Source organism: Halomicronema hongdechloris C2206 (assembly GCF_002075285.3).
In the GTDB taxonomy this organism is placed as follows: Bacteria; Cyanobacteriota; Cyanobacteriia; order Phormidesmidales; family Phormidesmidaceae; genus Halomicronema_B; species Halomicronema_B hongdechloris.
Map to the genome: position 1 here is coordinate 1,565,348 of NZ_CP021983.2, position 26,266 is coordinate 1,591,613.

Below are 26,266 nucleotides of genomic sequence, written 5' to 3' on the forward strand. Positions count from 1 at the left end.
TGTAGAACTTGCAAAATCTTCCGAGTTTTTAGCAAATTTTTACTGATTTTTTTGAAACACTTTCGGTGTTAACTCAACTAATCGCTTGAAGTGGTAGTTCAAATGGATTTGGTGAGAAAACTCAAGGTCATGAGCAACATCTGCGATTGCTATTTCACGATCTCTTAGCAGTTGCTTGGCGCGGTTGATTTTGCATTGAATAATGTCACGACTTGGAAGGTTAATGATCCAAGTCAGAGCAGTAGTAGCAGAATGCAGGCAATGCGTTCTGAGCCCACCGATGTGGCCATTCGTTGGAATCCCCCAAAGCATCCTGCAAGGCTTAAACGCCTATCGGTCAGTGTTTGTCCGAGACGCCGGATTGGCTCATGTGAGCCGATATGTGACAGGCCTGTTGCTGAGTCCCTACAAGACGTTGCAAGGGATCTACAGTCAGTGGGTGTTTCCGGAGGGCGAGTCGGTCAGTCGGCGGGCGATGCATGAAGCGGTGTTTGAAGCGGGGTGGGACCGAGAGGCCTTGATGGTTCAGCATCGTCGTGCGGTGGCCCAACGGTATCAGGGGCAAGGGCGGCAGGTTATCAGCATTGACTGGACCTTTGCCCATCATGAGCGGTCATGTCGGATCTATGGCGTCAAGCGCAGCTTCGACTACGTGAGCAACCGGATGAGTCGCTATCAAACGGTGATGACGGCGGCACTCAGCAATCGGCAGACGGTGGATGGCCTGGTGGTTGAGGTGCAAGCCCCCAAGTATGACGTGGAAGAAAAGGCGTATCTGGAGATGACGGCCCAGGAGAGTTATGAGGAAATGGCGCAAGTGCGCCAGCGGCTGGTGGAGTTACTGCACTATCAGAAAAACCGCCTGGCCTATCGCAAGCGCACGGAGATGGCGGTGGAGTTAGTCCGGCAAATCGAAGCCGAGGGCCAATTTCCGCAGGCCCACTATGCCTTCGATAATGGCGTGCTCTGTCGCCTACTAAAGTGGTGCGTCTCAAGAAGTATGGGCGCAAACGCCTGGTCATCGTCCATGAGCAGGCCGACTTGAGCGACCCGCCTCGGGTTCTGCTCACTGATGCCCTGACCTGGGGAAGCGGACGGATTATCAATACCTGGAGTTATCGCTGGCCGATTGAGGTCTTTCACGAGTTTTGCAAGCAGGTGGCGGGCTTTGAGGCGGCTCAGCTGCGCAACGAGGAAGCGGTCAAACGCCACTTCTGCCTAAGTTGCGTCGCGCAGTCGCTCTTGCAGCAGGCCCCGGCTTTCGGTCAAACCTCGCAACGACTGAGCTTTGCTGATGACACTCAGCCAACTATCGGCCAGAAACACTACGGTCTGATGCGAGAAGCCTTCGAGCCCCTCTTGCACCTTATCAAGGCCTACTTTGACCAGGGGCGATCTGTCGCAGAGGTGTTGGAGGTGCTGATGCCGGCCTAAATTTTTCTCTGGTGAATATTTTCCCTAACCTTCCAAGTCGTGTTAGGTAGCTTAAGCTACCCAGTTTGGATACTATTGCTACAAACCTAGGGCTTAGGGATCGATATAGAGCGAGGGGCTCCCTATAGGCTTTACCCCAGGGCCTCCAGGTAGTCACGCACGCGGTTGCGACGCTTAGGCTGACGCAACTTTTGCAGTGCCTTCGACTCAATCTGCCGCACCCGTTCCCGAGAGAGTTCCAGGGCTCGACCAATCTCGGCCAGAGAGTAGGGAATCCCGTCGCCTAAGCCAAAGCGCATGCGGATCACATCCTGCTCCCGGCTGGTGAGATCGGCCATCAGATGCTGCAGGTCCCGACGCAGGGCTTCCTGCATCAGTGTTTCTTCTGGGGTCGTTTCATCGGTCTCCAGCAAATCGCCTAGCTCAGTGTCCCGCTCCTTGCCGACTTTAGTTTCCAGGGAAACGGCTCGGGGTACCCGCAACAGCACTTCCCGCACCTGGGGAGCGGTCATGTCCAACTCCCTGGCAATGTCATCGACGGTAGGAGTACGCCCCTTCTCCTGAGACAGCTTGCGCTGAGCCTTCTTAATCTTGTTCAGCTTCTCGGTGATATGCACCGGTAGGCGAATGGTGCGACTTTGGGTGGCAATGGCTCGGGTAATACCTTGGCGGATCCACCAGTAGGCGTAGGTGCTAAATCGATAGCCCTTAGTCGGGTCAAATTTTTCTACCGCCCGCTCTAGGCCCAAAGTCCCTTCTTGAATCAAATCCAGCAGCTCTAAGCCACGATTCTGATACTTCTTGGCCACTGAGACCACCAGTCGCAGATTGGCCTTGATCATGTGTTCCTTAGCCCGCAGTCCTTCTGTTAGGGCCGACTCGAGCTCAGCTACCGGCAAGTCTGCCAAGGCCGCCCAACGGCGTTTACCCTCGGCCAGCAACCGCTTCAGTTCAGTCGGATCAGTCTCAGCCGCTTTGGCCCATCGTCCTAACGAAGGTCGATAGCCCAGATGAGATGTCAGCCGATCCCGCAGAGACATCAGATGGGTGTAGGCTTGCAGATCTCCTCCCTGGGTCTTGGCTGCCTGATCCCGTAGCTCTATCAGCTGCATGTAGCGCTGGACAAGCTGGGCCTCAGACACTTCTTCATCTCGCTGCAATAGGCGTACCCGTCCAATTTCCTGCAGGTACAGCCGCACCAAGTCAGTGGTCCGACGAGTTTGGCTGTGCAGGGAGGCTTCGGCTTCTAATTCCGCCAGATCAGCTGGGTCTTCAAGGTTGGAGGAATTGAGGCTAGCCGATTCATGGGCTGCCGTTTCAAAATCAAGCACCGATAGATCGGCTTTGTCATCATTGCTGAATGGGGGGGAAACTATCATGGCACTCTCTGCGTTGGCTTTAGGGACATGACGGGCGCTGTTGGCAACCACTCTAGTGGTAGTATGCCCAGGTTAATCAGACCCCCGAACACCTCGGTGGGTTCCGGTTCGCAATCCTTAACCCAGCTCAGTCAGGGATTGAAGTCTCCCTGAGTGTATAGAGGGACGATGGCTCGGGGGGTGATATGGGTCATGGATTGATTCAATCTTCATCACCTTGACCCCAGATTTCGGACGATTTTTGAATATCTTTGCGATGAAACGATGGCATTGACCCCCTTGCCGTGGACACTCTGCTGCCAGAGAGGGGCCCATAGCTAGGGTCGAGACGAATGAGACGAACGAGACGAACGAGACCGATCTAGGTATCCATGATCGCCTGACGGTCGAGCAAGAGCAGTTGTCGCAGGGAATCGGTATCGAGTTCGGTGAGCCATTGCTCGCCGGTGCCCACCACTTGTTCTGAGAGAGTTTGCTTCGACTCGATCATCTCGTGGATGCGTTCTTCCAGAGTGCCGGTGCAGACGAACTTATGGACTTGCACCGTCTGCGTCTGACCAATGCGAAAGACCCGGTCGGTGGCTTGGTTTTCTACTGCTGGGTTCCACCAACGGTCAAAGTGAAAGACGTGGTTGGCTCGGGTCAGGTTGAGCCCTACCCCGCCGGCTTTGAGGGAGAGAATGAATAAGCGGGGGGCATCGGGATCGTGCTGAAACCGATCGACCATGGCTTCCCGCTGAGCCTTGCTGGTGCTGCCGTAGAGAAACAGGGCTTCTTGGCCAAACTGGCGCTCTAGGTGGGTCCGCAGCTGTTTCCCCATTTCGGCAAATTGGGTGAAGATGAGGGTCCGATCACCTGCGGAGATGACTTCTTCCAGCATTTCGTCAAGGCGTTGCAATTTCCCGGAGCGGGCCGGTTGAACCGGAGCAGACTCTTGCAGAAACTGGGCCGGATGGTTGCAAATCTGTTTCAGTTTCGTCAATAGGGCCAGGATGAGGCCATGGCGCTGGATGCCATCGGTTTCTTCCAGGGAGGCCATGGAGTCTTCCACCACCTGTTGATAGAGGGCGGCTTGTTCGGAGGAGAGACCGCAGAATACGGTCATTTCCTGCTTTTCGGGCAGATCGGCGATGATGCTGCGGTCGGTCTTGAGCCGCCGCAGAATGAAGGGTCGCACTAGCGATCGCAAGGTGCTGAGGGAAGCGGTATCGCCGTAGCGCTCGATGGGAGTAGCAAAACGCCGTTGGAAGAAATTGCGAGGCCCCAAATAGCCAGGGTTGAGAAAATCCATGATCGACCACAGCTCCGCCAGCCGATTTTCCACCGGGGTACCGGTCAGGGCAATGCGAAATTGGGCCTCTAGTTCTCGCACGGCCTTGGATTGTTTGGCCTCGGGATTTTTAATGTTTTGGGCTTCATCTAGGACTAGGCCCTGCCACTCGACTCGCTTCAGATCTCGCAGATCTCGCTTCACCAGAGGGTAACTGGTGATCACCATTTGGACGGCCTTGGCTGCCTTGGTAAAGGCGGTGCCGTGGGGCCGCTTGTCGCCGTGGTAGACCAGGGTCTTGAGATCGGGAGCAAAGCGTTTGACCTCGCGTTCCCAGTTACCCAGCACCGAGGTGGGACAGACCAGCAGGGTAGGGGCCTCCAGTAGATCTTGCTGTCGCAGATAGAGTAAGAAGGCGATCAACTGAATGGTCTTCCCCAAGCCCATGTCATCGGCTAGGCAAGCCCCCAGGCCCCATTGCTCTAGAAAGGCCAGCCAGGAGATCCCCCAGGCCTGATAGGGACGCAGTTGCCCTTGAAAGCCTGCGGGTTCGGCGACGGGTTCTAGGGTTTGGTTGCCGGTGGTGAGGGTGTCAATCAGAGATTTCAGCGCACCGGAGGCTTCGAAGTCAACAACTGGCAGTTTATTGATGACCTGGGTGTCGCCAGTGCTGATGCGCAGGGCATCTTCCACCGAGAGGGGCAAATCTGCTTTAGACTGCTGCAGAAAGGTCTGGGCGGCCCGCACATCTTGGGGTCGTAGCTCTACCCAACGATCGTTGATCTGTACCAATGGGGATCCCTGGGTGATCAGATTCTCGAACTCCTGCTGGGAAAGGGTTTCCCCGGCAATGGATAACTCCCACTTGAAATCCAGTAGGCTCTTTAAGCCCAACCGTTGCCGTTGCCGACGGGCCGGGGCCTGGGCTTGAATGCGTAGCCCCAAGCGACTATTGAGGCTGTCGCCGGAGTCGGTTAGGCCTGGAGGCAAGACGATGTTAAAGCCGTTGTCTTGCAGCACCCAAGCGGTGGATTTGATGAATTCGTAGGCCTGGATGGAGGTTAGGGAGCACGCTGTGGGTTGCTGCTGCCCCAGACTGGCTCGAATCGGTTCGTAGAGGCGGGCAGCGCGACCGAGGCCCCTGAGTAGGAGTTCCTGGGGAGCTGTGATGACTTCTCCTTGGTAATGGAGTCGGTCGACGGGACGGTGCCAGATCACCTCGGCCGGGAGATACCACTCGGCGTTGGTGGCTAGCTGCAGGCCATAGCTAAGCTGCCAGGGAGCTTCGCCGTTGGTCTGGCTGGGGGGAGTCAACCGAAAGCAGGGACGAAATCGGGCTGCCTGATGGGCCTGGGGACTTTGCAGAGGAGCCGTCCAGGTTTGTAGGGCATCCCGCAGCCGTGAGGCTCCTACTGGGTTGGCATCTAGCTGGCCATCTGGATGGGCTAGGGTGGCTAGCCATTCCTTGACAGGCAGTTCTGGATCGACTAGGGAAGTGCTGGGCAGAGGATGGTCTTTTGCGATCGCACGCACCCGAGCATCCACCAACGTCTGCAGAAAGCTCATCAGCACCGATTCAGGAGGGGGCGGCAACTCTACTTTGACCCCAACAGTATCCTGATCGCTCTCCAGCTGCTGGCTGCGACAGGCCAGCGGTAAGCGCTGGGAGAACTGCCGCAACCGTTCCTGGTCGACAGCACTCTCTAGCACCAACTCCCAACAAGCAGCCATGGCTTGACTGGTAATCGTCACCGCTGGCAGAAACTTGCCCCGCCCCATCAAATCCAAGGCCCAACGGGCCACATGGGACCAATACCTCAGATCGCCGCCAATTGGTGACGCTTGGGCCAAAGAAGAACCAAGAGGGAGACTCACCAAAAAGCTCATGGTCTCCTCTGGGGTCAACCACACCCCCGCTACCTGCCATGGATACAACACCGTATCGTCCTTTGGCGGATCCGCCGAATGACGGGGCGAAAGCCCAGCATCATGGATATCTGTCGGCAATGCCATCACCGGGGTTATCCACCGATCCTGATGGGTCTTAGACCGACTAGATTTTCCCCGCTTCTGTTGTCGAGGTGACGACTTTTGATCTTGTTGGGTAGCCTGTTGGCGCAGGGTCTCCCAAACCGAAGCTGGTAGCATGACCGCATCCTCAGCAGCCTGTGCTTGGTCACTCCTACCCCAGCTCTCTAACAGGGTCAGGAGCTCTAGAGCCGTCATGGCCAGAGGATGGGGGGAGGCATCGGCATCAACCATAGCCTCAACTCGCCGCCACGTTTCCCCCCAGATGCAGAAACGCTTCTGATCGGTCAACCAGCTACCGTGTAAAATCGCCATTCAATCTCAACTGCTTACCGTCATGCCACTACACATTCCAATCCAGCGTCGCCTTAGGGACAGCACCCCTGTAGAATTAGATGCCATGGGGTCCCACGAAGCCCTCGCGGTGCAGGCAATGCTGAATGCCATTATTGCCGTCGGCCAAACTTACCCTCAGGAACAGTCCCTCTCCTGGACTGACTTCACTCACTATTGGATGAAGGGACATGCTTTTGTGGTACGCCAATGCCAGGAAAACCCAATCAACACAGAGAAAACCCCAGAGATCATCGGTGCCTTTTATATCAAGCCCAACTTCCCCGGCCGTTGCAGTCACATCTGCAATGCTGGGTTCATTGTACCGCCTGAGGTGCGGAGACGGGGGATTGGTCGCCTGATGGGAGAAGAAATGCTCGGCTTGGCTCGTCAACTGGGCTACCGGGCCGTCATGTTTAACCTGGTATTCGAGACCAACATCCCTTCTTTAAAGTTGTGGGACAGCCTCGGGTTTTCTCGCCTAGGTCAGATTCCCGAAGCTGTGCATCTCCCCGATGGCAGCTTTGTGGATGCGGTGATGTTCTATAAATCCCTGCTATAGCTAGGGAGTGGGATACTCCACGATCACAGGAGCATGGTCACTAGGTTTCTCTAATTTACGCGGTTCGACATCAATGGTGCAGCTAATCGCCCGCTCGTATAGGGGATCGGAGAGATAGTGATGATCGATACGCCAGCCCAGGTTACGGCGAAAGGATGCGGCCCGATAATCCCACCAACTAAACTGGCCGGGCTCTGCAGTGAATTTGCGAAAGGCATCCTGCAGTCCAATCCCTAGCACCGTTTGCAGGGCCTGACGTTCGGCAGCAGAGGCCATGATATGATTGGCTTTATCACTGGCATCGTAGATATCTCGATCCTCTAGGGCAACATTAAAGTCACCACAGACATTGAGGTTAGGGTACTCCGCTAATAGCTGCTGCAGATAATCCCGTAAGCAGTGCAGCCACCGCAGTTTGTAATCATACTTTTGACTGCCGACGCTGGCGCCATTGGGCACATAGAGATTGACGATACAAATATCCCCGATCACAGCGCTGATCACCCGCTTTTGGGCGTCGAGATCGCCCACTCGGTCCGCTGCCAATATCGCCGCAAAACCTTTCCGGACTCGCTGCAGCGGCACGCGGCTAATCATGGCAACCCCATTGTAGGCTTTCTGTCCGTAGACATGGGCCTGATAGCCGATGTCTTCGAAGGCCTGCAGAGGAAAGTCTCCATCGATCACCTTGGTTTCCTGCAGACACAGCACATCAACGACATGGTCCTGTAGCCACTGGGTCACATGGGGTAGGCGAGTGCGAATGGAGTTGATATTCCAGGTGGCAACTTGCATAGGATAGGGAAGAGTCGCGTCTCCTAGCATACAGCGATGAACAGAGAGATTCAGGAGAGGTTCGTCAGGAGGTTATGCCATGGGAAAATCGTCCGCCCCTCTGGAGGGCAAGGTGTTGGTCAAAGAGGTGTGTCGTCCTCAATGGCATCGTCGGCCACGGTGATCACCCAACGGCCGGTGGTATCGATATAGCCAAGGCGGTTGCCGAGGCGAACCATGGCCACGCCAGCGGTAAAGTCGGCGGCGGCGTCCACGAGTAAGGAGGAGGGCATGGAAGGATACACTCAATCCTGGCAAGTCCTATGAACTGTACCATGGTCCCCACTAGCAGCCTAAGTCTTCTGAAAAGGAGATATCCCTTAGGAGTCGCTACCATCAACCTGGCTATTCATGGGTGTCTGCCTCTATTCGGTGAGATCATGATCCCAACACGGCGAAATCATTTGAGAGGATGGTTGAAAAGGTAGCCTATCGGCAGCATAAGCCACTGGACTGAGGCAAAGACATCGAGGTTTCAGGGGTCTGGCATCTCTACCGAGATACTTTTGAGACCCCGATCAGATGCTTTAAACGTTCTCTGAGGCCTAATCCATGTCCCAGCAGGTTTTGATCTTAGGAGGGTGTGGTCGTATTGGCGGGGCCGTCGCCAAGGACCTGCAGCAATACGCCGATGCCACCATTACTATCACGGGGCGACGGCCAGTGACACCAAGGACTAAGATGCCATGGCGGGTGTTAAGCCTGGATCTGGACGACCATCAACAGTTACGAGAAACCATCGCCCAGCATGATCTTGTCATCCACTGTGCCGGCCCCTTCAGCTATCGCGACGATCGGGTACTGCTGGCCTGTATAGACCAGGGAGTGCATTACCTAGATGTGGCCGACAATCCTGCCTATGTGCGGCAGGCCCTGAGCCATGGCCAGGCCGCTACCGCCGCTGGTGTCACTGCCATCGTGAGTACCGGCGTCTTTCCAGGGATTTCTAACGTCATGGTACGGCAGGGAGTCGAGTCCCTGGATCAGGCCGAGACAGCCCAACTCAGTTATATAGTCGCCGGCTCCGGAGGAGCCGGAGTAACTGTGATGCGCACCACGTTTTTAGAGTTGCTGCACCCGATTCGGGCCTGGATCGATGGCCGCTGGCAATCTGTTGCCCCCTATAGCCAGCGACAACGGTTGGTATTCCCAGTTCCCTACGGCCCTTGCCATGTCTATTGGTTCAATACCATTGAGGCCATGACCCTACCGGAGTCATTTCCGCTGCGCACAGTCATCACTAAGTTCGGGTCCCAGCCCGACATCTACAACCATCTCACCTGGCTCACAGCCCGCTTGCCGAAAATCTGGCTACGACGTCCCGGCATGGTGGAGTTTTTGGCTCAGACTAGCTATCGTATGACCGAGTGGAGCGATCGCCTCAGTGGCATTGGTATTGCCATGCGGGTAGACATTGAAGGGCAACGACAGGGAGAGCCAACTCGCTACACCGGCAGCTTTACCCATGACAGCACGGCAACGGCTGCTGGCCTGGGCACGGGCCTCGTCGCTCAGGCCCTGCTCTCTGGGGACTTACAGCAGCCAGGGGTATGGCCAGTGGAGTTGGCAGTGCCCACAACTTTACTGGAGCAGGGATTGGAACAGCGGGGCTTAGCAATTGGCCAGTCGTGGCAACGGCTAGGGTGAGATCGATATCGTGGGCTAGATAACTTGGATAGAGCGTTTTGCTATTGCTGACTGTCTGGAGAATTGGCAAATCGTCTCTGACTCAGAGCCCAAGCTTAGGTCCAAGCTTAGTGGTCATCTGGCTAGCACTATACTTTGGGCATCGGCTAGGGTAGGCGGGATGAATGACAACGGCAAGGCTCGAGAGGTCATTAACGACGGGCAAGGCTTGGAGACCCTGATTGCGACGGCTGCTCCTGTCCAACCCTTAACCATCGCTGGCACCTCGATTTTCCCTGGCAAACGACTCAAGATTGAGATTCCTGTGGCCCGGTTGCCGACGGGGACAACCCTATCGTTACCGGTTACTGTGATTCATGGCAAGGAGGCCGGCCCCTGTCTTTGGTTGAGTGCAGCCATCCATGGCGATGAACTGAATGGGGTAGAAATTATTCGTCGCCTGGTCAATCCCCTCAAGCCCAGTCAGTTACGGGGAACCTTGATCGCGGTACCGGTAGTTAATATTTTTGGCCTGCTAGAACAATCTCGCTATTTGCCCGATCGCCGGGATTTGAATCGCGCCTTTCCAGGATCTTTGCGGGGATCTTTGGCGGCTCGGTTAGCTGCATTATTGATGCGGGAGATCGTGGGGCACTGTCATCTGGGTATTGATCTTCACACCGCCGCGATTCACCGGATTAATTGGCCCCAAATTCGGGCTGACCTGGACGATCTCACCACCTATGCCCTAGCCAAAGCCTTCGGTGCCCCGATTTTGATTCACTCCGGAGTGCGGGACGGATCTCTACGTCAGGCCGCGGCCCAGCGTGGGATTCCGACCCTGTTGTATGAGGCGGGAGAAGCGCTACGATTTGATGAAATGGCGATTCAACGGGGCATGGAGGGAATTCAACGGGTGATGATAACCCTGAAGATGTTGCAATTGGACGTGCCCAACTCGGTGCCAGTGCCCCTGGAAACTCGGACGACTAAATGGATTCGCGCTAGCCGTGGGGGACTGTGGCATCGGGAGGTGCATTTAGGCCAGCGACTGATGCTGCGGCAGCGGTTAGGGTTTGTTGCTGATGCCTTTGGAGATCACCGGGTGGAGATTCGTAGCCCAGTGGCAGGGATGGTGATCGGGCATAGCCAGAACCCATTGGTGCATCAGGGAGACGCCCTAGTACATGTGGCGCAATTGACCGATAGTTAGTCCCTTGTTGCCCAAACTAGGACAATCTTGTACTGCTAGCTGTTGGGGTTAGAGCAATTGCCCATGTAAAACGGTCACGGCTTTACCGCTGATCTCGACGCGAGCGGGATGGTCCATGCTCACTGCTGTAACCTCTTGGCATCGTAGCTTCAACACACCGCCCCGAGCAGACGCCTGATAAGCCAATAGAGCTGACTTCTGCAATTGTCCCTGCCAGTAGGGCCCTAGAGTGCAGTGGGCTGATCCGGTAACTGGGTCTTCATCGATACCTACCTTAGGGGCGAAGTAGCGACTGATGAAGTCATAGGGCTGGGCATCGGCTTGGCTGGTCACAATCACCCCTTGTCGGGGTAGGGTCTTGAGCAGAGCATAGTCTGGTTGTAGGCTGCGTACCTGTTCCGCCTGGGGGAGTTCTATCAGGTAATTTGTCGGTGTTTGTCCCCCATATCGGGGAGTCACCTCATCTAGGTGGAGAGCCTGCCGCAGAGGAGCCGGTAGTTCAATGGCTTCTGAAGGTTGAGCTGGAAAGTTGAGGCTGATCCAACTTCCTGCTTGGGTTGCCGTCAGTAGACCACTGCGGGTATGGAAGCGGGCTTCGCGGTTGGGGGCAAGGTGGCCTTCACTCCAGAGCACATGGGCACTGGCTAGGGTGGCGTGACCACAGAGAGCGACTTCTGCCGCTGGCGTAAACCAGCGCAGCTGGAAACCATCTGCAACCGGATGGAGAAATGCCGTCTCTGACAGATTCATCTCTGCGGCGACGGCCTGCATCCAATCGACCTCAGCCGCTTCAGCTAGGACGCAGACGGCGGCTGGATTTCCTCGGAAGGGTTTATCGGTAAAGGCATCGACTTGGCTGATGGGGTAAGCCATGGAGAGTTCCTTGCAATACTGTCGGTTGGGTTGGTGGCATCATCTTATCGCTGGTAATAGCGCTGTTCTAGCCAGCTCAGCACCTCCTGTTCGGTGGCGAAACGATGATGGCGTTGGCTGACGGGGTCATAGACTTGCCAGTAGCCCGAGCCACTGCCGTGCTGACGATAGTGGATTCGAGGCTGATCACCAGCAGTCAATCCTTTCAAGAGAGGGGCAAATATGCGGCTGAAGCTTGATTTAAGGGCCTGCTGGTACTGAGGATGACTGGTTCGGTGGGATGGATGCTGATGGTCGTAGTAGGGGGAGTTAGAGCCAATCATAGGAGTACCTGTTGCAATATCAACAGCTCCCATGGTGGATTCTCTACTTCAGCAAGAGTAGGGGACAAAATCAGGAGTTTTAGCTAGAACAGTTTTAAAAAAGGTCACTGTTCTAGTCAAAATACCCAGGACTGTACTATCTGGATCCGATCAGTTCTCTTTACAGTGGGGGTATAGACCCTTGCTCGGGATGTGGCGATGAAGATCCCCCTTGACCGTCAGGCGGCGGAGCCGGTTTATCTGCAGATTCGCAATTCTATCAGCCATCTGATTCAATCGGGAGGGCTGAAGCCAGGGGATCGATTGCCGTCGATTCGTCAGATGGCCCATACCGCTAATGTCAATAAGTTGACGGTGATTGAAGCCTACAGTGTGTTGGAGGCGGATGGGTTGATCCAGGCGCGCCAGGGAGCTGGATTTTTTATCAATCCACCGGCTCGCAGCCAACCTAAGCGCCCGTCTACGTTTGCGCCAGCGCAGCAGGTGATTATTCCCAATGGCCATGCCACTTCGTTTCTAGAGATCAGCGACGCCATCCTGCAAGCGGAATCCCAACCGGATATCATTAAATTCAGCAGCGGCTTTCCTCAACCTACTGGGCTTGACGATCTGCAGCGAATTGCTCGGCGAGCTGTCAAACGGGCGGCGGAGCGGCTCTTTAGCCATAATCATCCCCAGGGCGATCCTACCCTGCGGGACCAGATTGCCCAGTTACTGGTGCAATTGGGACTGCCGGTTACCCCTGATAATTTGCTGATCACTAATGGTTCTATGCAGGCCCTATCCTTGGTGCTGCAGCTGCTGCTGCAACCGGGGGACTGGGTGGTGGTGGAATCACCTACGTTCCATGGCTTCCTATCGTTACTGCGGCAGGTGGGAGCCCAGATCATCGGCATTCCCATGACTACGTCGGGCATGAACCTGGAACTGCTGGAGCAATATCTGCAGAGCCATCGACCTAAGCTAATCTACACCATTAGTACTCAGCATAATCCCACGGGCATCACCACGGATTTGGCCCATCGCCGGCAGTTGATCGATTTGGCTGAGCAGTATGACTGCTTGATCTTGGAAGATAATGCCTACGAGTGGTTGAGTTTTGGGCCGACACCACCGCCGATTAAGGCTCTAGATCGATGCAATAGTCAAGGATCGGCCCTGAAGGGCCATCGCATCCTATACTTCGGCACCTTTTCTAAGACCCTGATGCCAGCCCTGCGGGTGGGCTATGCCGTCATCACCGGTCCCCTCTATACCCCCTTAGTGGAACGCAAGCTGCTCCACGACTTCCACGTGTCGATCATGTCCCAGGCCATCATCAGCGAATACCTAGCCACCGGCCATTACCGGCGGCGCCTTAACCTACTGCGGGCTATGAACCAGCAAAATCGAGACGTGATGCTAAAAGCCCTAGAGACCCACTTTCCGGCAGAAGCCTCCTGGACCACTCCCCAGGGAGGCTTATTTCTGTGGATTCAGCTGCCCCCCCAGACAAATCTGGCTGCCCTCGCTCAGGCGGCCCTGCACCACAGACTATTGCTGGGCACTGGCACCGCCTTCTTCGCCGATCAACGGGGGTACCCCGCCCTACGGCTGAGTTTCGCCCAACCGCCAGAGGTGATCGAGCAGGGCATCGCTACCTTGGGGCAATTGCTGAAGCAGCAGTGCTAACCCCGGCGCTCATCCTCCCTAGTTGCCGCCGATGGCATTGGCCCAATCCTTAGCCCAGGCCAGATAGGCGTGCACCGCCTCCAGGGTCGAGGCTTCGCTGTAGAGGCGCAACACCGGCTCGGTGCCGCTGAAGCGAATCAGCAACCAGCTGCCGTCCTCCAGGATAAATTTATAGCCATCGATGGTGAGACACTCGCTGACGGCCTTGCCGGCGATGTCTTGGGGGGTCTGGCTTTGCAGAGAGTCTAATAATTTCGCCCGCACGTCCATGTTGGCCAGGGGCAGATCGATGCGATCGTAGGCTGAAGTGAAGCCGGTTTTCTCCTGCAGGGTCCGGTATAGATCGCTGAGATCGAGGCCGGACATGACCACGGCTTCCAAGACATAGAGCGCCGAGAGCAGGGCATCCCGTTCAGGAATGTGATGGCCGTAACCAATGCCTCCCGATTCTTCCCCGCCGAGCAGCACGGAGCTTTCTAACATGCGATCGGCGATGTACTTATAGCCAATGGGTGTTTCGTGCAGGGACAAGCCGTAGAGGTTGGCCAGGGCCGGAATCAGGTTGGAGCCACTGATGGTCTTCACTACCTCCCCTTGATACCCTCGCCGGGCGGTAAGATGCTCAATCAAAATCGGAATCAGCACTTGGGAGCTCAAGAACTTGCCGCTACCGTCCACTGCCGCGATGCGATCGCTATCCCCATCAAACACTAGCCCCACCGTGCACCCATTTTCTAGGGGCGGTTGATGGTTGGCCACCGTCTGCAGCAAGTCTGCAATATATTTAGGCAGCGGTTCCGGAGCTCCCCCTTCAAAGGTTGGATCAGCCGAGCCATTCAGTTCCTGAACCAGGCCGTCACCCAGCAACTTAGATAATCCCCCCGACGCTGCCCCGTGCATCACATCGGCAAACAAAGTCACCTGCCCACTGGAGAGGGATTTTTGAATTGCTTCAACATCAACGCAACTGCGTAGCGCCTGGCAATAATTCGGCCAGGGATCAAACAAAGACAGGGATCCCTTGTGCTCAGCCATGGGCGAGGGCTGCTCCAACTGCGTCTCCACCTGTTGGGTAATCTCTGGCGGCACTGACCCACCAAAAGCGCCCTTGATCTTGACGCCGGAATAGATAGCAGGATTGTGACTGGCTGTAATTACTAATGCTCCTAAGGCCTCTTGGTGTCTAGCGGCCCAGCTAAATGCCGGGGTTGGAGCATAGGTTTTCGACAAGAGTACGTTATACCCTGCCTGGGTGACAGCTTCGGCTGCCACGCGGGCAAATTCGGGAGACAGAAACCGTCGATCATAACCGATGATGATGGTGGACTGGGCCGTCTTGTCACCGTAGCAACTAGCCAGCACGTGGGCGGCGGCACTAGCCACCTGAGCCAACCGTTCAAAGGTAAAGTCAGCAGCAATGATGCCCCGCCAACCATCAGTGCCAAACCGAATAGGATTGGGTTTAAACGCAGCCAAAGAGGGAGCGGCAGTCATAATCCGTAGATAGTTATGTGAGACGACAGTAAATCGGCTGCCATGAGTCTATCGGGTGATTTGCGCCCTACACCAGCCCTTCCTTGACATCTCATGGAGAATTTATAAGCAGGCCATAAATATGTAGGCTACTCTGACGCTCTAAAGTTGCAATCCTTCCAGGACAAATGAGCTCTTTGATTCCAACACCAGGCGATAGATGCCAGCGACATTAATTGATATCTTTTGCAAGCAGGCGGGTTGAGGTGGGCAATTTGCAGAGGCCGCTTCGGTAAAGGATAGGGCCAGGCAATGGCCGTCCCGATCCAGGGCACTGAGATGAATGCTCTGGTAGCCTCGCACCCACACCGTGGCCTGATCTACTGGCGCTTGTAAGTTGATGGCAATGGTGCGGCGGCTAGGCACTACGACCAGTTTCTGTGCTCCCTCAATAAAACTGGAGTTAGACGGCAAAATAACGATGGCACCATCGAAGCACAGTCCCCACTCATGAAATTGATGGGTTACTCGCTCAAAGGGAGCCAATCGATGAAACTCTATGAGACGAGGAGATGGGATGGGCAAAGGGGTCGCCCTTCGATTAGCCAGCTCGAGGGTAGGTGGATTAGCTGAAGGAAGACTAGGAGAAAACACGGTAGGTTGCCCTGAATCCTGCTGGTATTGATGGTGAGACAGCGTACTATTGTGTGCAAATCACGCGTGAGTGTGACAGCCTCAGTTCAGCGCTAGTGCTGCCAAAACTAGCCGTTGTCGGTAATCGAGCAAGGTTACACTGGAATCTGAAAGATCTGCCCTTGGTTCATCCGGAACTCTCCAGACAACCATGAAGAGCTTCTTATCTACCTAAGGATTCTGCTATCTCGGTTGGGTTCCGGACACTTTTGCAGGAAGTTGTCGTCGCCTCTGAGTAAGCACAGGCTTCTGTGCTAGTCTGAATATGCATTACGGGATGTAGCGCAGTTTGGTAGCGCACTTCGTTCGGGACGAAGGGGCCGTGGGTTCGAATCCCGCCATCCCGATTTCTAGCCCTGGTTATCCGGCCCTGGGGCCGTGGCTAAGCCTGCGGCACGCTGCGCTACGACTCCCGCCATCGGTGATTTCTAGCCCTGGTTATCCGGCCCTGGGGCCGTGGCTAAGCCTGCGGCACGCTGCGCTACGACTCCCGCCATCGGTGATTTCTAGCCCTGGTTATCCGGCCCTGGGGCTGCTATGGCGAGGCTGTTGGTGGCATCCGATTGGAGCGTATCTGCTCAACCGGGATGTTCAAGGTTTCGGTTAGCTTAATCACATTAGCTGTAAGCTCGTTTAAGTCTTCAGAGAAGGTGACTGCACCAGCGGTAATGGTGCCGACTGCTGTGGCAACAGCAACTAACCGCTTCAGCCGTCGCCCAATGCGTTCAGGATCGGGTTCTGACTTCTGCAGGCCGGCTTCCAAATCATCCATTAAGTCGAGAGCTTCGTCTTTGTGTTCGGCAAAGAAGGTTTGAGCTTGTTTGCGGAGGGTGGTGAGCAAGCGATTGATTTCATTGAGGTTAGCACCATAATTGTTGATGGTGCTGCCAACTTGGTCGCCGTGAACGTTTTTGGCAATAGCACCTGAAATTTCGGCACTCTGCAGATCGTACTTAGAGGCTTCAGACCTCCAACGGGCCATATTCCTGCCAGAACAACTACCTCAAAATAAACTGGAGGCTGTGGCTCAGTTGCTGGAGACTTTAACCGGAGCCAACCTCCCAAAGCGTAGCGAATGCCGAAGAGGTGCACTTTCTAGAACTTATACAGCATCGTCTGCCAGAAGTAGATCCAGCCCGACTGAATGAACTGCGCTGCTACATTGAGCAAGTTAGGTCAGGCTTGCCGACCTTGTGGCTGGAACAATCAATCCCACCAATAGGACACAATGATGGCATTCCGATCTTGCTTAGAGGTTTTGCCCGTTAGAGAGTAATGTCTACCGAACACCCGATGTTGCGTCGGGCATTCAGTTGCCACGATCTAAATAGGCTGCAACTATCTGTTTCCATGACTTCCCATCTCCACACACACACCCTTCGCAATACCCTGGCCACCCTAGCAACGGGGTCGGTCCTGCTGGTCGGCGGGGCATATGGTGCCGATAGCGCCGTCGCTTCCCCGGAGACTGCGGTGCGAATCGCCCAAGCCGAGGTAATTCCCGCCAGCAGCATTCAGCAGCAAACCCTCTATCTCAACAATGATCGGGCCTATTCCTACAACCTGGAAGTGGAACAGGGGGTGACGGTAAATGGTCGGTATTTGCCGCCTGGGGCCGAGATTCAGGGGCAATATGTGCCGGCTGAGGGTGGCCTGCGCTACGAGGCCAATGCTGTCATCATTGATGGCCGCAGCTATCCCCTCAATGCCACCTCAGGGGTGCTCACGGATATCAAAGACCCCCGCGATACTGACACAGGTGCGATCGCAGAAGATGCCGGCATCGGTGCCGCCGGCGGGCTAGTGCTGGGAGAAGTACTAGGGGACGCCGACCTAGCTGAGATCCTGGGTGGGGCCGCCGCTGGGGCCGCCGTCGGTAATGTCACCGCCGATCGCGTCGTCGTGGTGAAACCAAATGACCCCATTAATCTGTATCCATAGGGTGCAGCAGCGATTCCCTCAAGCTTCTGCATCACCCCGCTGACGACAAATATGACGAGCAGGCACCCCAACCGCCGTGCAATGGGCCGGCACATCCCGCAACACCACGGCACCGGCCCCAATGCGGGCAAAGTCGCCAATATGGATGTTGCCCAGAACCTTGGCGCCTGCCCCCACCACCACATGGCAGCCCAGGGTGGGATGGCGTTTGCCCAGGTCCTTGCCGGTACCGCCTAGGGTCACGCCCTGGTAGATCAGAGCATGGTCGCCAACCACTGCCGTCTCACCGATGACAACCCCCATACCATGGTCAATCACCACACCACGACCAAGACAAGCCCCGGGGTGAATCTCAATTCCCGTCAGCCACCGCACTCCGTGAGATATCAATCTGGGGAGCAACGACAAACGACGGCGAAACAGCCAATGGGCCAGCCGATAACCGGCCAGGGCATGCAGCCCTGGCGAGCACAGCAACACCTCTAACCAGTGGCGAGCCGCCGGGTCACACGCAAAGATGGCTCGGAAGTCAGCGATCAGCGCCGCAACTAGGTTGTCTCGAAGCCGCCAAGTTGCCGGGGATATGGTTGACGACCCTGCTGCCTGGCAAGGGGATCGCTTTCCTGGGGCTAGGGGAGCCCTGCGCAACTCTGCAACGGCAGCCTGAGTGGACACGGCACCACGAGACTTAGGCACAGACAAGTGGAGACATCGGTAGGCTCCTGACAATGCTTCAGAGGAACGCTGTAAGCTGGCCGCTACACAATTACCTGGGCACCAATGATTAAAACCGCCGCCCAAGACACCAGATACGTCGGCGTCCGCAAGTAGGGAACACCCAGAATGTAAACGCTGGCATGAAACACCCTGGCCCAGAAAAAGACGGCCGCCCAAAGCGTCACCACCGGGTTATTCCCATTCGTTAAATAGGCGGCCAGTACAACTGCTGCAAAGGCTGGCAGCGTTTCGACCATATTGAGATGGGCGCGTTGGGCTCGCTCGGCCCAGATCGGAATAGCGGGGACATCGGCGGGAAACTTCTTGCTGGGATAGTTGCTCACGAAGGCTGGGATTCCCCAAACAAACACGCGATTCAGAATATAGGGCACCCATAACAAAACGCACAACATGCCACTAGCCGCCAGATAAAATAATGTTAATTCCATGGTTCATCTCCTGAGTGATAAAAGAGTAGGCGGTTTCAACATCTTTTGATCATGGCTGGGATTCGTCGTGTCAATCCCAGCCGTAAACCCTTGCTTCAATGGAGTGCCGTTGATTTAGGAACAGACCGATAATCGCTCAGCCCTACGGCGATTAGCACCGCCACGCCATTGGCCCAGAAAAATAGCCGCACAAAGCCATCAAAGCCAAACAAAACTGGAGCTAGTAAAAACGTCACACTGGCCAAGGCATCTAAAAGCAAATGGACTTTGAAGGGAATCAAACGCTTCAGGCCGAGTCTATAATCTGTCAGCAGGCTATAGGTCAATAATGCCAGCCCAGCCCCTACAGAAAGCCCCAAGGCAATGACTGAGGTTGCTTTGAAGTTGGCAATCAGGGGAATCGTGATCAAGCCAAAGGCTCCGGCATAATCAATGACTCCGTGCATAGAACTCGTAATCCAGCGAATGGTATTCATGATCAGTCTCCATTGACATTAACTAGGGAAAGCTGTCAGGTAATACGCCTGATGACAAAGCCGTCGTGAACCTGAGACGGCATCGATTGAATCTGCCAATCTATTCCGTTCCTCGAAATGGGTAATTTCGAGGAATGATGTATTCCAAACCCTGCAACAGAAACTCAAAACTGACGCGAGAGAAGGGATGGGTGCCAATATTGGCATAGTAAAGTCGGCCATCTGGCTTCACCAGAAACAAGGCCGGTTCACTAAATAGTGCCGGTTCTTGCTTAAAATGGCCGCGGCTCAAATACAGGCCCCATCGACGCATGTCCTCTGGCGCTAAGCCATAGCCAATGGTCAAAGTCTCAATCTTGGCTGTTTCTTGCAACTGTTTTGCCCGGTCATAGGTATCGCCACTGACGGCTATGACCGTGACTCCCAATTGGCTGAACGCCTCGAGGGCCTGATCTAAGTCAGCCAAATACTGCTGGCAAATGGGGCAATGAAGTCCCCTGTAAAAGACAATAAGCGTATAATTTTCAGGGCGTTGGTCGCTCAATTTCCAATGACTGCCATCAACTGTGTCAACAGCTAAGTTTGGCGCCAAATGCCCCATCAGTAACTTGGGTGAGATTGCGTTTTCAGATGTCAGCATCGCTCTACAGGTTGGCCTTAATTCATGTCATTTCTGCGGCAACAACCAACTGAATTTATAGTTGTGTTGCCGTTGGTGATGTCCCTATGGTGCGACAGGCTAATCTATTCATCAAGGCTATATTGATGATAGAAGTTATAGGCGTCGACTATAGATGGACATATACCAGTTACGCTACTTCCTCACGATTGCCGAAACTGGCAGCTTCTCAAGGGCCGCCGAGCGCCTCTACTTGTCTCAGCCGTCTCTATCGGCAGGCATTAAGAAATTAGAGCAGGAGTTGGGCGTATGCCTCTTCGAGCGGGGCGGGCGTCGTACGGTGCTGACGCCAGCGGGTCGGGCCTTCCAGGCCAAGGCCATGGCAATCATGGGGCAGTACCAGGCCGCCCTGAAAGAGTTGAAGGGCTTCTACGAGCGTCCCATCTTACGGGTCGGTGTCTTGAGTACCTTACGAGTGGCTGAACTAGCTGCCTTAGTCAGCACCTTCCAGCACCATCATCCCCATGTCACCATTGAGGTGCACGACGGCACCCTAGCCCTGTTGCGGGAGAAGCTAGAACAGGGAGATGTTGATGTGACGCTGACCGCCTTGGCAGATCGCGACGACCCGCAACTATCCACTGCCCTATTCCAGCAGAAGCTCCTGCTGGCGTTACCGCTAACCCATCCCCTGGCCCAACGCGCCTCGATTCGGCTCACTGAATTAGATGGGCAACCTTTCATCGACCGGGTAAACTGCGAGTTCCATGAACAGGAGTGCCAAATCCTGGCAGCGGCCGATGTGCAGCCCAATATCATATACCGGGCCAGCCACGAGGAATGGGTGATTGCCCTGATTCAAGCTGGATTAGGCGTCAGCATCATGCCCCACTGGCAGGGGCTCAGCCGTATCGCCTACCTGCCCATCGCAGACGTCGACTTTCAACGCACAGTTGGGATGAAATGGCGGCAACAGCAGACTTCAAAGCTGGTCGAGCAGTTTTGTCACTTTGCCGCCAGCCACAGCTGGGGAGCAGGCTAGTACGTCAAGGTAGACATGAGAGGGCAAGAATTGGAAATCACTGCCTTTCGTCAGGGGCTGGAGACCGGCACCATCGAGTGCCGTCCGCCGCGTCAGTGCCCTTACGACGTCTTGGTACAGCATCTGGTCACCCTGGCCTGCGGCGATGGCTTTGCGCCCGAGACCACGCTGCAGACCCTGCGGCAAACTATCGCCTACGCAGATCTCAGCGACGCCGACTTCCAGTGGGTGCTGGACTTTTCCCTTGCTGGTGGAGCGACTCTATGCCCGGCTGTCGAATGAAACCCTGTTGCAGCGCATCGAGCGCATGAAGCAGCAGTGGGCTTCCAAGTAATTGATTTGCGACCCAGCATTCAGTAGAGGGTGTTGCACTCAGTAGGCCTCCTTCGGGTGCAGAAGTGCTATAGCTGGATTCCCGCTGCCGCGGCAATGACAGGACTAGTTTTTTCGGGTAACAGGCTCATCGCGGCAACAATTCCGTCATTCCGGGGCAAGCGCAGCGCGACCCTGAATCCAGGTCGAGCCCTCTGTTTGCTTGCCGAGGTTTATGCTCTGCCTTGGCATACTAGTTGGGCTCTTGGTTGGGACAATGGCCGGCCATAGTCAGTTTGGTCATCTGAGCTTCTGATAGGGTCAGCGATACGGCGCCGAGATTTTCCCGCAGATGGTCGGCAGTGCCGGCAGAGAAAATGGGAAGCATGGGGGGCTGGCGCTGCAGCATCCAGGCCAGGACCACCTGATTGGGCGTTGCCCCCGTTTCTTGGCATACTTCCTGCAGGGCGGCTAGGCGGGCATCGGTATCGGGTCCCTGATAACTCTCGGCAATGGGCCGCTCGGGTCTGACATAGGCGCCCCGTAACAGTGGCGTATAGGGCAGCATGGTCTTACCGCGGGCATCGCAGTAGGTGGCTAGGTTTTCATCGATCAACCGTTGCGGATAAAAGTATCCCCCGGGCTGGGGACGCAGGTAGGTGAAGCGTTGCTGAACGCAGGTAAATGGAGTCAGGTTCTTAGCAGTTGCGATCGCATCGGCATCGGCCAACCGCCAGGCCAGATAATTGCTGGCCCCAGCGAAGCGAATCTTGCCTGCCTCTATCAGCTGGGAAAAGGCGGCCAGGGTCTCTTCCAACGGCGTATTGAGGTCATCCTTGTGGCCATAGAACAGATCGAGGTGATCGGTGCCTAACCGCCGCAGACTCTCCTCACAGGAGGTAATGATGGTCTTGGCGGCTAGGCCGTCGGGAATATCGCCGCAGCCAAATCCCACCTTACTGGCAATAAAGATATCCTCACGGTTGCCCCGCTCTTGCAACCAGCGACCGATGGTGGTTTCGCTTTCTCCCCCCTTGCCGTTGGCCGCCCATTGGTTATAGCAATTGGCCGTGTCGAGAAAATTTCCCCCCGCCTCTGTATAGATATTTAACAGCTGGGCCGCCTCGTCATAGCTTCTGAGGGTGCCAAATCGCAGCGTCCCTAAGGCCAAACAACTGACGGTGGCGTCGGTGTGGCTGAGTTGGACTGTTCGCATGGCAGTGTCCGTCCTCCCTGGTCAGCGCGGTTCAATGATACTGAAGCCAGGGTGGACTCGACAGCAACGACCTGAGCGTACGACTCTAATTCACCCCACAGCTGTCTACCAAGTATTGGGCCTGTCGTTGTAGGGCTAAGGCCAAGGCATCCCCCTGTTGCACCCCTGCCTGCAGCCGATCCAGGACTTGGTAGAACAGATCCCAACCTCGGCGTTCGCGGCGGTAGGCTGCAGCCAGCTGGCTCTCTTCTCCCTCAGTAAAGGCTAGGGCCTCCTGCAATTGGGGGATGCCGATGCGGATTAGCTCCTGGGCCTGGGCCACGTCCCCTTGGCTGTACAAGGACGCCAGCTTCAGGGCAAATCGCAGCAACACCACCGTCACCGGCATGGCCGAGATAAAGCCACCAGTGAAGGGATCGGTTTCGGCTTTTAGGGCGGTAATATCGGCGCTTAGGGTGCGGGCGTAGGCGGAAAACATGAGGATGCGCACATAATCGCCCACCAGCTTGCCCATCTTGGCCAGTTTGATCGCTCCTGGGCAAACCCTCCTTGTCATGGCGCATGATCAGCCCGGCGGCGTGGGCATAACCCAGGCGAGGCTGGGGCTGGGTCAGGGTCGAGAAGATATAGGCCTGATCTTCGGCCCGGCCGATAAAACTAGGGGTAAAGGGACGATGGCGTCGCAGGCTGTCGATGCGAATGCCATTGGTACCGCCGGTGACATGAATGCGCTGTAGACAAGCGGTCTCACCATCCAACTCAGAGCCGATCTGGTAGCGGGTCATCATTTCGGCCTCGGTGGAGAGGGCCTGGGGCAGGGGGCTGAAGAAAATATACTCGTCGATACTCTTGGGCCCCGGGGGAAAAGGCACATCCGGCGTAAACAGCCCCTTATGGATATCCTTTTGATTCACCAGGGCCCCGGCGATCAAGCCAGCTCGATGGGCGGCCCCAGGCGTCAGTGCCCTTAGCTCCCCACAGGGGCGTCATGAAGTGCTCGAAGGCCGAGGCCCCGGTCTGCTCAATCAGCTCGCTCTGGGGAAAGACCTGGTCCAGATCGATCTTGAAGGTACCCTGCACGGTATCTGCCACCAATCCCTGCCAGAGGGCGCTGATGGCCTTGAGGAAACTGTAGTGGCGACCGTAGCGACCATCCACCCCGAAGACAGACAACAGATCAGCGGCTGCAGGGGTGGGGCAATACTGGGCCACGGCCGGCAGCAGCACCTGCCGCACCAGGGCCTCCGTATCGGCCTCGGTGAAGGCGAAGATGTTCAGATTGTGCAGGGGCGCATCCGCCGCTAGGGTTTGCTTCAGATACTCCTTGGCCAGGGTTTGTAGTCCTTTGTGGGTGACTGACACCGAGAGGGCACAGGGGACCGGCTGCTGGCCCAGATGGCCTCGCTGGCGCTCCACGTCCAGGGCTTGGTTCAGGGCCCGTAAGCCATAGAGAATCTCGTTATTCTCGGGCGTAATGCCGATGGGAATGGGGTGGTCGTACCAGTAGAGTTGCGGTTCCTGGGCCACGGCTTGCAGTTGCTGACAAAACTCATCGTCGAAGGGCAACTCAGAGATGGCGGTGCTGGCCAGTGGCACGGTCAACAGAGCATTAGATGTCAACAGCAGTTGCTGGGCCGAATCGGTAATCGGCTCCGGGGCCAACTGGGTCAGGGTAACGGTGCGGCGCTGGCGTAATTCTGCTACACGGTCGGTTTCTTGACCATAGATGCCGACGGCTTCTGGAAAGAACACAGACCAAGTGGCCTCTGCCAACTCGTCGTCACTCAGGTGGCTCCAGGCCGCAGCCGGGCGGGTGAAGCGCTGGGCCACGACGGGGTCGGCCAGCTCGGTTTGAATCCGCTGTAGTCCTTGCTGATAGAAGCGGGCCAGCTCGGCATACTGGGCATTCTCCTGGGCCGTGGCCAGTAGATCTTTCGCCCGGGTAAATTGGGGCTGCTGGGGACCGGCCAGTAGGATCAGAAAGGCCTGATTCAGAGAGGCAGGAGCCTGCTCTTTACCTAGATCAGGTGCAGTAGACAGTTGAGGGGTTTGTAGCAGGCGAGTAAGGATGGGCTGCAGCTGAGTGGTCATGGCACACCGACGGTGAGGGGCAATAAGCATGGGCTAGGGACTATGACTGTAGTAATATCCCATCGGTTCGGCTGCAGGAGATAGCAAATACTACAGTCTTATCCATTGCTTGCAGAGCTGTTTAGGCGGCATGAAGTCCGTAGGACCCCTCTGCAGATTTGGCAGTCAGACTTGGGATAAGATGCCGATGATCTGTGCTAGAGAATCATTCTCCATGTATGCCCTCACCCCGGCCACGCTCTACACCGGCCAGCAGCAGCTCTCGGGGCAGGCCTTGCTGATTGAAGGGCAGCACATTATGGATGTGGTGCCGGTGGCAGTCCTGGCGGCTGCCTGCCCTCGAGTTCCTCTGCCAGGGCAACAGGTTGCCCCTGGCTTCATTGACTTGCAGCTGAATGGTTGTGGCGGTGTGCTGTTCAATGACGCCATTACGGCTGAGACCTTAGATCGCATGCATCGCACCAATCTACGCAGCGGCACCACCAGCTTTCTGCCCACCCTGATTACTACATCGGACGACGCCATGGAGCAGGCCATGGCCGTAGTTCAGGCCTATCGCCAGCACTATCCCCAGCGAGTGCTGGGCCTGCATCTGGAGGGACCTTACCTCAATCCCCAGCGTCGGGGGATTCACGATGGCCGCCATGTGCGGCCAGTGGACGAGGCCATGCTAGCCCGGATCGCTCAATACGGCGGCGATACAGTGACAGTGGTGACCCTGGCCCCAGACATTACCGGCAGCGAGCCTATCCATTGCCTCAGCCAAGCCGGGATCGTGGTCTCGGCAGGCCATAGCAATGCCAGCTATGAGCAGGCCCTGGCTGGGTTTGAGGCCGGCATCACCATGGTCACCCATCTCTTTAATGCCATGTCGCCCTGGCACAGTCGGCAGCCGGGGCTGGTGGCAGCGGCTCTGAGTCGGCCGGAGGTCTATGCCGGCATCATTGCCGATGGTCTCCATGTCCACTTCGGCTCCGTAGCTCTGGCCAAGCAGATTAAGGGAGACCGATTACTGCTGGTGAGTGATGCCATGCCGCCAGTGGGCACCCAGATGTTCTCCTTTTGGATTGGCCAGGAAGAGGTGTTCTATCGCCAGGGCAAGTGTGTTGCCGCCGATGGCACCCTGGGGGGCTCGGCCCTGACCCTGATGGCTGCTGTTGCCAATTGTGTGCAGCAGCTGCGGTTGCCCCTGGCCGAGGCCCTGCGCATGGCTAGCCTTTATCCGGCCCGTGCGATCGCACAGGACCATCATCTCGGCCTCATCGCTCCCGGCTACCTGGCTAACCTGGTGATCTTCGACCAGAGCCTACGGGTCACCGCCATCGTCGACCGAGGACAGCTGCAACTATTTGATGCAGCCCTAGAAGGTGCCGCCCTATAGGCGGAAAATCGGCCAGATAGGCGCGGCGCATGATCAGCATCTGATGCCACCAGTAGTGCCCGCCCACTAAAACTCAGCTCATCCGGAGAAGCACTAACCTGGGCGATCGCCACCGGCTCAACAAGCTGGAGCCCTCCATAGCCCAACACCATTACCACCAATCCCAGAACGACTAAAGCAAAGCGCTTCCAAACCTTCGACTTGACCCGTTTCATCAGCTTCACAATCAGAGGGGGTAACCTAGCCACAACTGAAGTCACGATAAACTTTGGACTATGGTCCAGAGTCAAGGGGATAACGCTGCAACAAA

At 56.1% G+C, this 26,266-nt stretch carries 28 protein-coding genes and 1 tRNA gene; 12 read left to right on the plus strand and 17 right to left on the minus strand.

Annotation, left to right across the window (positions count from 1 at the left end; all coding sequences use genetic code 11):
* Window positions 1–39: 39 nt before the first annotated feature.
* Entirely contained in the window at window positions 40–312 is a 273-nt protein-coding gene (locus XM38_RS28700; protein WP_080807468.1) for a helix-turn-helix domain-containing protein, read from the minus strand.
* Between XM38_RS28700 and XM38_RS07060 the strand changes: the two genes are divergently transcribed.
* Together XM38_RS07060 and XM38_RS26840 are read left to right on the plus strand one after the other, a co-directional pair.
* Window positions 281–1,045 (plus strand): hypothetical protein, encoded by a 765-nt coding sequence (locus XM38_RS07060; protein WP_225889203.1) that lies wholly within the window; start codon window positions 281–283, stop codon window positions 1,043–1,045. The two genes, XM38_RS28700 and XM38_RS07060, sit on opposite strands and share 32 nt — an antisense overlap.
* Window positions 1,042–1,434 carry a hypothetical protein gene (locus XM38_RS26840; RefSeq protein ID WP_225889205.1) on the plus strand — a complete coding sequence of 131 codons (393 nt, stop codon included), beginning with the start codon at window positions 1,042–1,044 and terminating at the stop codon, window positions 1,432–1,434. The genes XM38_RS07060 and XM38_RS26840 overlap by 4 nt, the downstream gene beginning before the upstream one ends.
* 131 nt (window positions 1,435–1,565) lie before the next feature.
* Here the strand turns inward: XM38_RS26840 and sigC are convergent, their stop codons facing one another.
* Window positions 1,566–2,813, minus strand: coding sequence for an RNA polymerase sigma factor SigC (sigC, locus tag XM38_RS07065; protein WP_080807371.1), 1,248 nt, complete (start codon window positions 2,811–2,813; stop codon window positions 1,566–1,568).
* 361 nt (window positions 2,814–3,174) lie between these two features.
* Entirely contained in the window at window positions 3,175–6,426 is a 3,252-nt protein-coding gene (locus tag XM38_RS07070) for a DEAD/DEAH box helicase (RefSeq protein ID WP_088429399.1), read from the minus strand.
* A 22-nt stretch (window positions 6,427–6,448) separates the two neighbouring features.
* Between XM38_RS07070 and XM38_RS07075 the strand changes: the two genes are divergently transcribed.
* Complete coding sequence (locus XM38_RS07075) at window positions 6,449–7,006, plus strand: GNAT family N-acetyltransferase (protein ID WP_080807366.1); 558 nt, start codon at window positions 6,449–6,451, stop codon at window positions 7,004–7,006.
* Here the strand turns inward: XM38_RS07075 and xth are convergent, their stop codons facing one another.
* Together xth and XM38_RS25825 are read right to left on the minus strand one after the other, a co-directional pair.
* Window positions 7,007–7,801, minus strand: coding sequence for an exodeoxyribonuclease III (gene xth, locus XM38_RS07080; protein ID WP_080807362.1), 795 nt, complete (start codon window positions 7,799–7,801; stop codon window positions 7,007–7,009).
* A gap of 119 nt (window positions 7,802–7,920) precedes the next feature.
* Window positions 7,921–8,073: a hypothetical protein gene (locus tag XM38_RS25825; RefSeq protein ID WP_187329316.1), complete on the minus strand. Its 153-nt coding sequence runs from the start codon at window positions 8,071–8,073 to the stop codon at window positions 7,921–7,923.
* A gap of 319 nt (window positions 8,074–8,392) precedes the next feature.
* Between XM38_RS25825 and XM38_RS07085 the strand changes: the two genes are divergently transcribed.
* Both XM38_RS07085 and XM38_RS07090 read left to right on the plus strand, forming a co-directional pair.
* Entirely contained in the window at window positions 8,393–9,487 is a 1,095-nt protein-coding gene (locus XM38_RS07085; RefSeq protein WP_080807359.1) for a saccharopine dehydrogenase family protein, read from the plus strand.
* Between the two features lie 160 nt (window positions 9,488–9,647).
* Window positions 9,648–10,679 carry a succinylglutamate desuccinylase/aspartoacylase family protein gene (locus tag XM38_RS07090; protein ID WP_080807354.1) on the plus strand — a complete coding sequence of 344 codons (1,032 nt, stop codon included), beginning with the start codon at window positions 9,648–9,650 and terminating at the stop codon, window positions 10,677–10,679.
* A 48-nt stretch (window positions 10,680–10,727) separates the two neighbouring features.
* Here XM38_RS07090 and XM38_RS07095 read toward each other — a convergent pair whose 3' ends face one another.
* Complete coding sequence (locus XM38_RS07095) at window positions 10,728–11,552, minus strand: PhzF family phenazine biosynthesis protein (protein ID WP_080807351.1); 825 nt, start codon at window positions 11,550–11,552, stop codon at window positions 10,728–10,730.
* A gap of 44 nt (window positions 11,553–11,596) precedes the next feature.
* Window positions 11,597–11,875: a hypothetical protein gene (locus tag XM38_RS07100; protein ID WP_080807349.1), complete on the minus strand. Its 279-nt coding sequence runs from the start codon at window positions 11,873–11,875 to the stop codon at window positions 11,597–11,599.
* Window positions 11,876–12,073: 198 nt separating this feature from the next.
* Between XM38_RS07100 and XM38_RS07105 the strand changes: the two genes are divergently transcribed.
* A complete protein-coding gene (locus XM38_RS07105; protein WP_080807346.1) occupies window positions 12,074–13,546 on the plus strand; it encodes an aminotransferase-like domain-containing protein in 1,473 nt (490 codons plus the stop codon).
* Between the two features lie 18 nt (window positions 13,547–13,564).
* Here XM38_RS07105 and XM38_RS07110 read toward each other — a convergent pair whose 3' ends face one another.
* Window positions 13,565–15,040: a phosphoglucomutase/phosphomannomutase family protein gene (locus XM38_RS07110; RefSeq protein WP_088429403.1), complete on the minus strand. Its 1,476-nt coding sequence runs from the start codon at window positions 15,038–15,040 to the stop codon at window positions 13,565–13,567.
* Between the two features lie 141 nt (window positions 15,041–15,181).
* Window positions 15,182–15,604, minus strand: coding sequence for a hypothetical protein (locus tag XM38_RS07115; RefSeq protein ID WP_080807343.1), 423 nt, complete (start codon window positions 15,602–15,604; stop codon window positions 15,182–15,184).
* Between the two features lie 381 nt (window positions 15,605–15,985).
* On the opposite strand from XM38_RS07115, the gene XM38_RS07120 reads away from it, so the two are divergent.
* A tRNA-Pro gene (locus XM38_RS07120) sits at window positions 15,986–16,059 on the plus strand.
* Between the two features lie 188 nt (window positions 16,060–16,247).
* Here the strand turns inward: XM38_RS07120 and XM38_RS07125 are convergent.
* Window positions 16,248–16,694, minus strand: a complete 447-nt coding sequence (locus XM38_RS07125) for a hypothetical protein (protein ID WP_080807340.1) — start codon at window positions 16,692–16,694, stop codon at window positions 16,248–16,250.
* A 368-nt stretch (window positions 16,695–17,062) separates the two neighbouring features.
* On the opposite strand from XM38_RS07125, the gene XM38_RS07130 reads away from it, so the two are divergent.
* Window positions 17,063–17,653: a hypothetical protein gene (locus tag XM38_RS07130; RefSeq protein WP_080807339.1), complete on the plus strand. Its 591-nt coding sequence runs from the start codon at window positions 17,063–17,065 to the stop codon at window positions 17,651–17,653.
* Between the two features lie 18 nt (window positions 17,654–17,671).
* On the opposite strand, the gene cysE is transcribed toward XM38_RS07130, so the two are convergent.
* The 4 genes from cysE to XM38_RS07150 all read right to left on the minus strand — a co-directional run bounded on the left by cysE (window position 17,672) and on the right by XM38_RS07150 (window position 19,935).
* Window positions 17,672–18,238: a serine O-acetyltransferase gene (cysE, locus tag XM38_RS07135; RefSeq protein WP_202978996.1), complete on the minus strand. Its 567-nt coding sequence runs from the start codon at window positions 18,236–18,238 to the stop codon at window positions 17,672–17,674.
* A gap of 173 nt (window positions 18,239–18,411) precedes the next feature.
* Window positions 18,412–18,819, minus strand: a complete 408-nt coding sequence (locus XM38_RS07140) for an MAPEG family protein (RefSeq protein WP_080807336.1) — start codon at window positions 18,817–18,819, stop codon at window positions 18,412–18,414.
* Between the two features lie 95 nt (window positions 18,820–18,914).
* Window positions 18,915–19,295 carry a hypothetical protein gene (locus tag XM38_RS07145; RefSeq protein WP_080807333.1) on the minus strand — a complete coding sequence of 127 codons (381 nt, stop codon included), beginning with the start codon at window positions 19,293–19,295 and terminating at the stop codon, window positions 18,915–18,917.
* A 100-nt stretch (window positions 19,296–19,395) separates the two neighbouring features.
* A complete protein-coding gene (locus tag XM38_RS07150; protein ID WP_080807330.1) occupies window positions 19,396–19,935 on the minus strand; it encodes a peroxiredoxin-like family protein in 540 nt (179 codons plus the stop codon).
* Window positions 19,936–20,089: 154 nt separating this feature from the next.
* Here XM38_RS07150 and XM38_RS07155 point away from each other — a divergent pair, with 154 nt between their 5' ends.
* On the plus strand, window positions 20,090–20,956 hold the full coding sequence (locus tag XM38_RS07155) for a LysR family transcriptional regulator (RefSeq protein ID WP_088429405.1): 867 nt from the start codon (window positions 20,090–20,092) through the stop codon (window positions 20,954–20,956).
* A gap of 15 nt (window positions 20,957–20,971) precedes the next feature.
* Window positions 20,972–21,238: a hypothetical protein gene (locus XM38_RS07160; protein WP_080807324.1), complete on the plus strand. Its 267-nt coding sequence runs from the start codon at window positions 20,972–20,974 to the stop codon at window positions 21,236–21,238.
* A 283-nt stretch (window positions 21,239–21,521) separates the two neighbouring features.
* Here XM38_RS07160 and XM38_RS07165 read toward each other — a convergent pair whose 3' ends face one another.
* A complete protein-coding gene (locus XM38_RS07165) occupies window positions 21,522–22,484 on the minus strand; it encodes an aldo/keto reductase (RefSeq protein ID WP_080807321.1) in 963 nt (320 codons plus the stop codon).
* Between the two features lie 85 nt (window positions 22,485–22,569).
* Complete coding sequence (locus XM38_RS07170; RefSeq protein ID WP_137455040.1) at window positions 22,570–23,040, minus strand: hypothetical protein; 471 nt, start codon at window positions 23,038–23,040, stop codon at window positions 22,570–22,572.
* On the opposite strand from XM38_RS07170, the gene XM38_RS07175 reads away from it, so the two are divergent.
* Window positions 23,039–23,221, plus strand: coding sequence for a hypothetical protein (locus tag XM38_RS07175; protein WP_137455041.1), 183 nt, complete (start codon window positions 23,039–23,041; stop codon window positions 23,219–23,221). The genes XM38_RS07170 and XM38_RS07175 overlap by 2 nt on opposite strands.
* 154 nt (window positions 23,222–23,375) lie before the next feature.
* Here XM38_RS07175 and XM38_RS07180 read toward each other — a convergent pair whose 3' ends face one another.
* Window positions 23,376–24,575 carry a hypothetical protein gene (locus XM38_RS07180; protein ID WP_080807313.1) on the minus strand — a complete coding sequence of 400 codons (1,200 nt, stop codon included), beginning with the start codon at window positions 24,573–24,575 and terminating at the stop codon, window positions 23,376–23,378.
* Window positions 24,576–24,789: 214 nt separating this feature from the next.
* Between XM38_RS07180 and nagA the strand changes: the two genes are divergently transcribed.
* Window positions 24,790–25,956: an N-acetylglucosamine-6-phosphate deacetylase gene (gene nagA, locus XM38_RS07185; protein WP_088429407.1), complete on the plus strand. Its 1,167-nt coding sequence runs from the start codon at window positions 24,790–24,792 to the stop codon at window positions 25,954–25,956.
* Window positions 25,957–26,266: the final 310 nt, after the last annotated feature.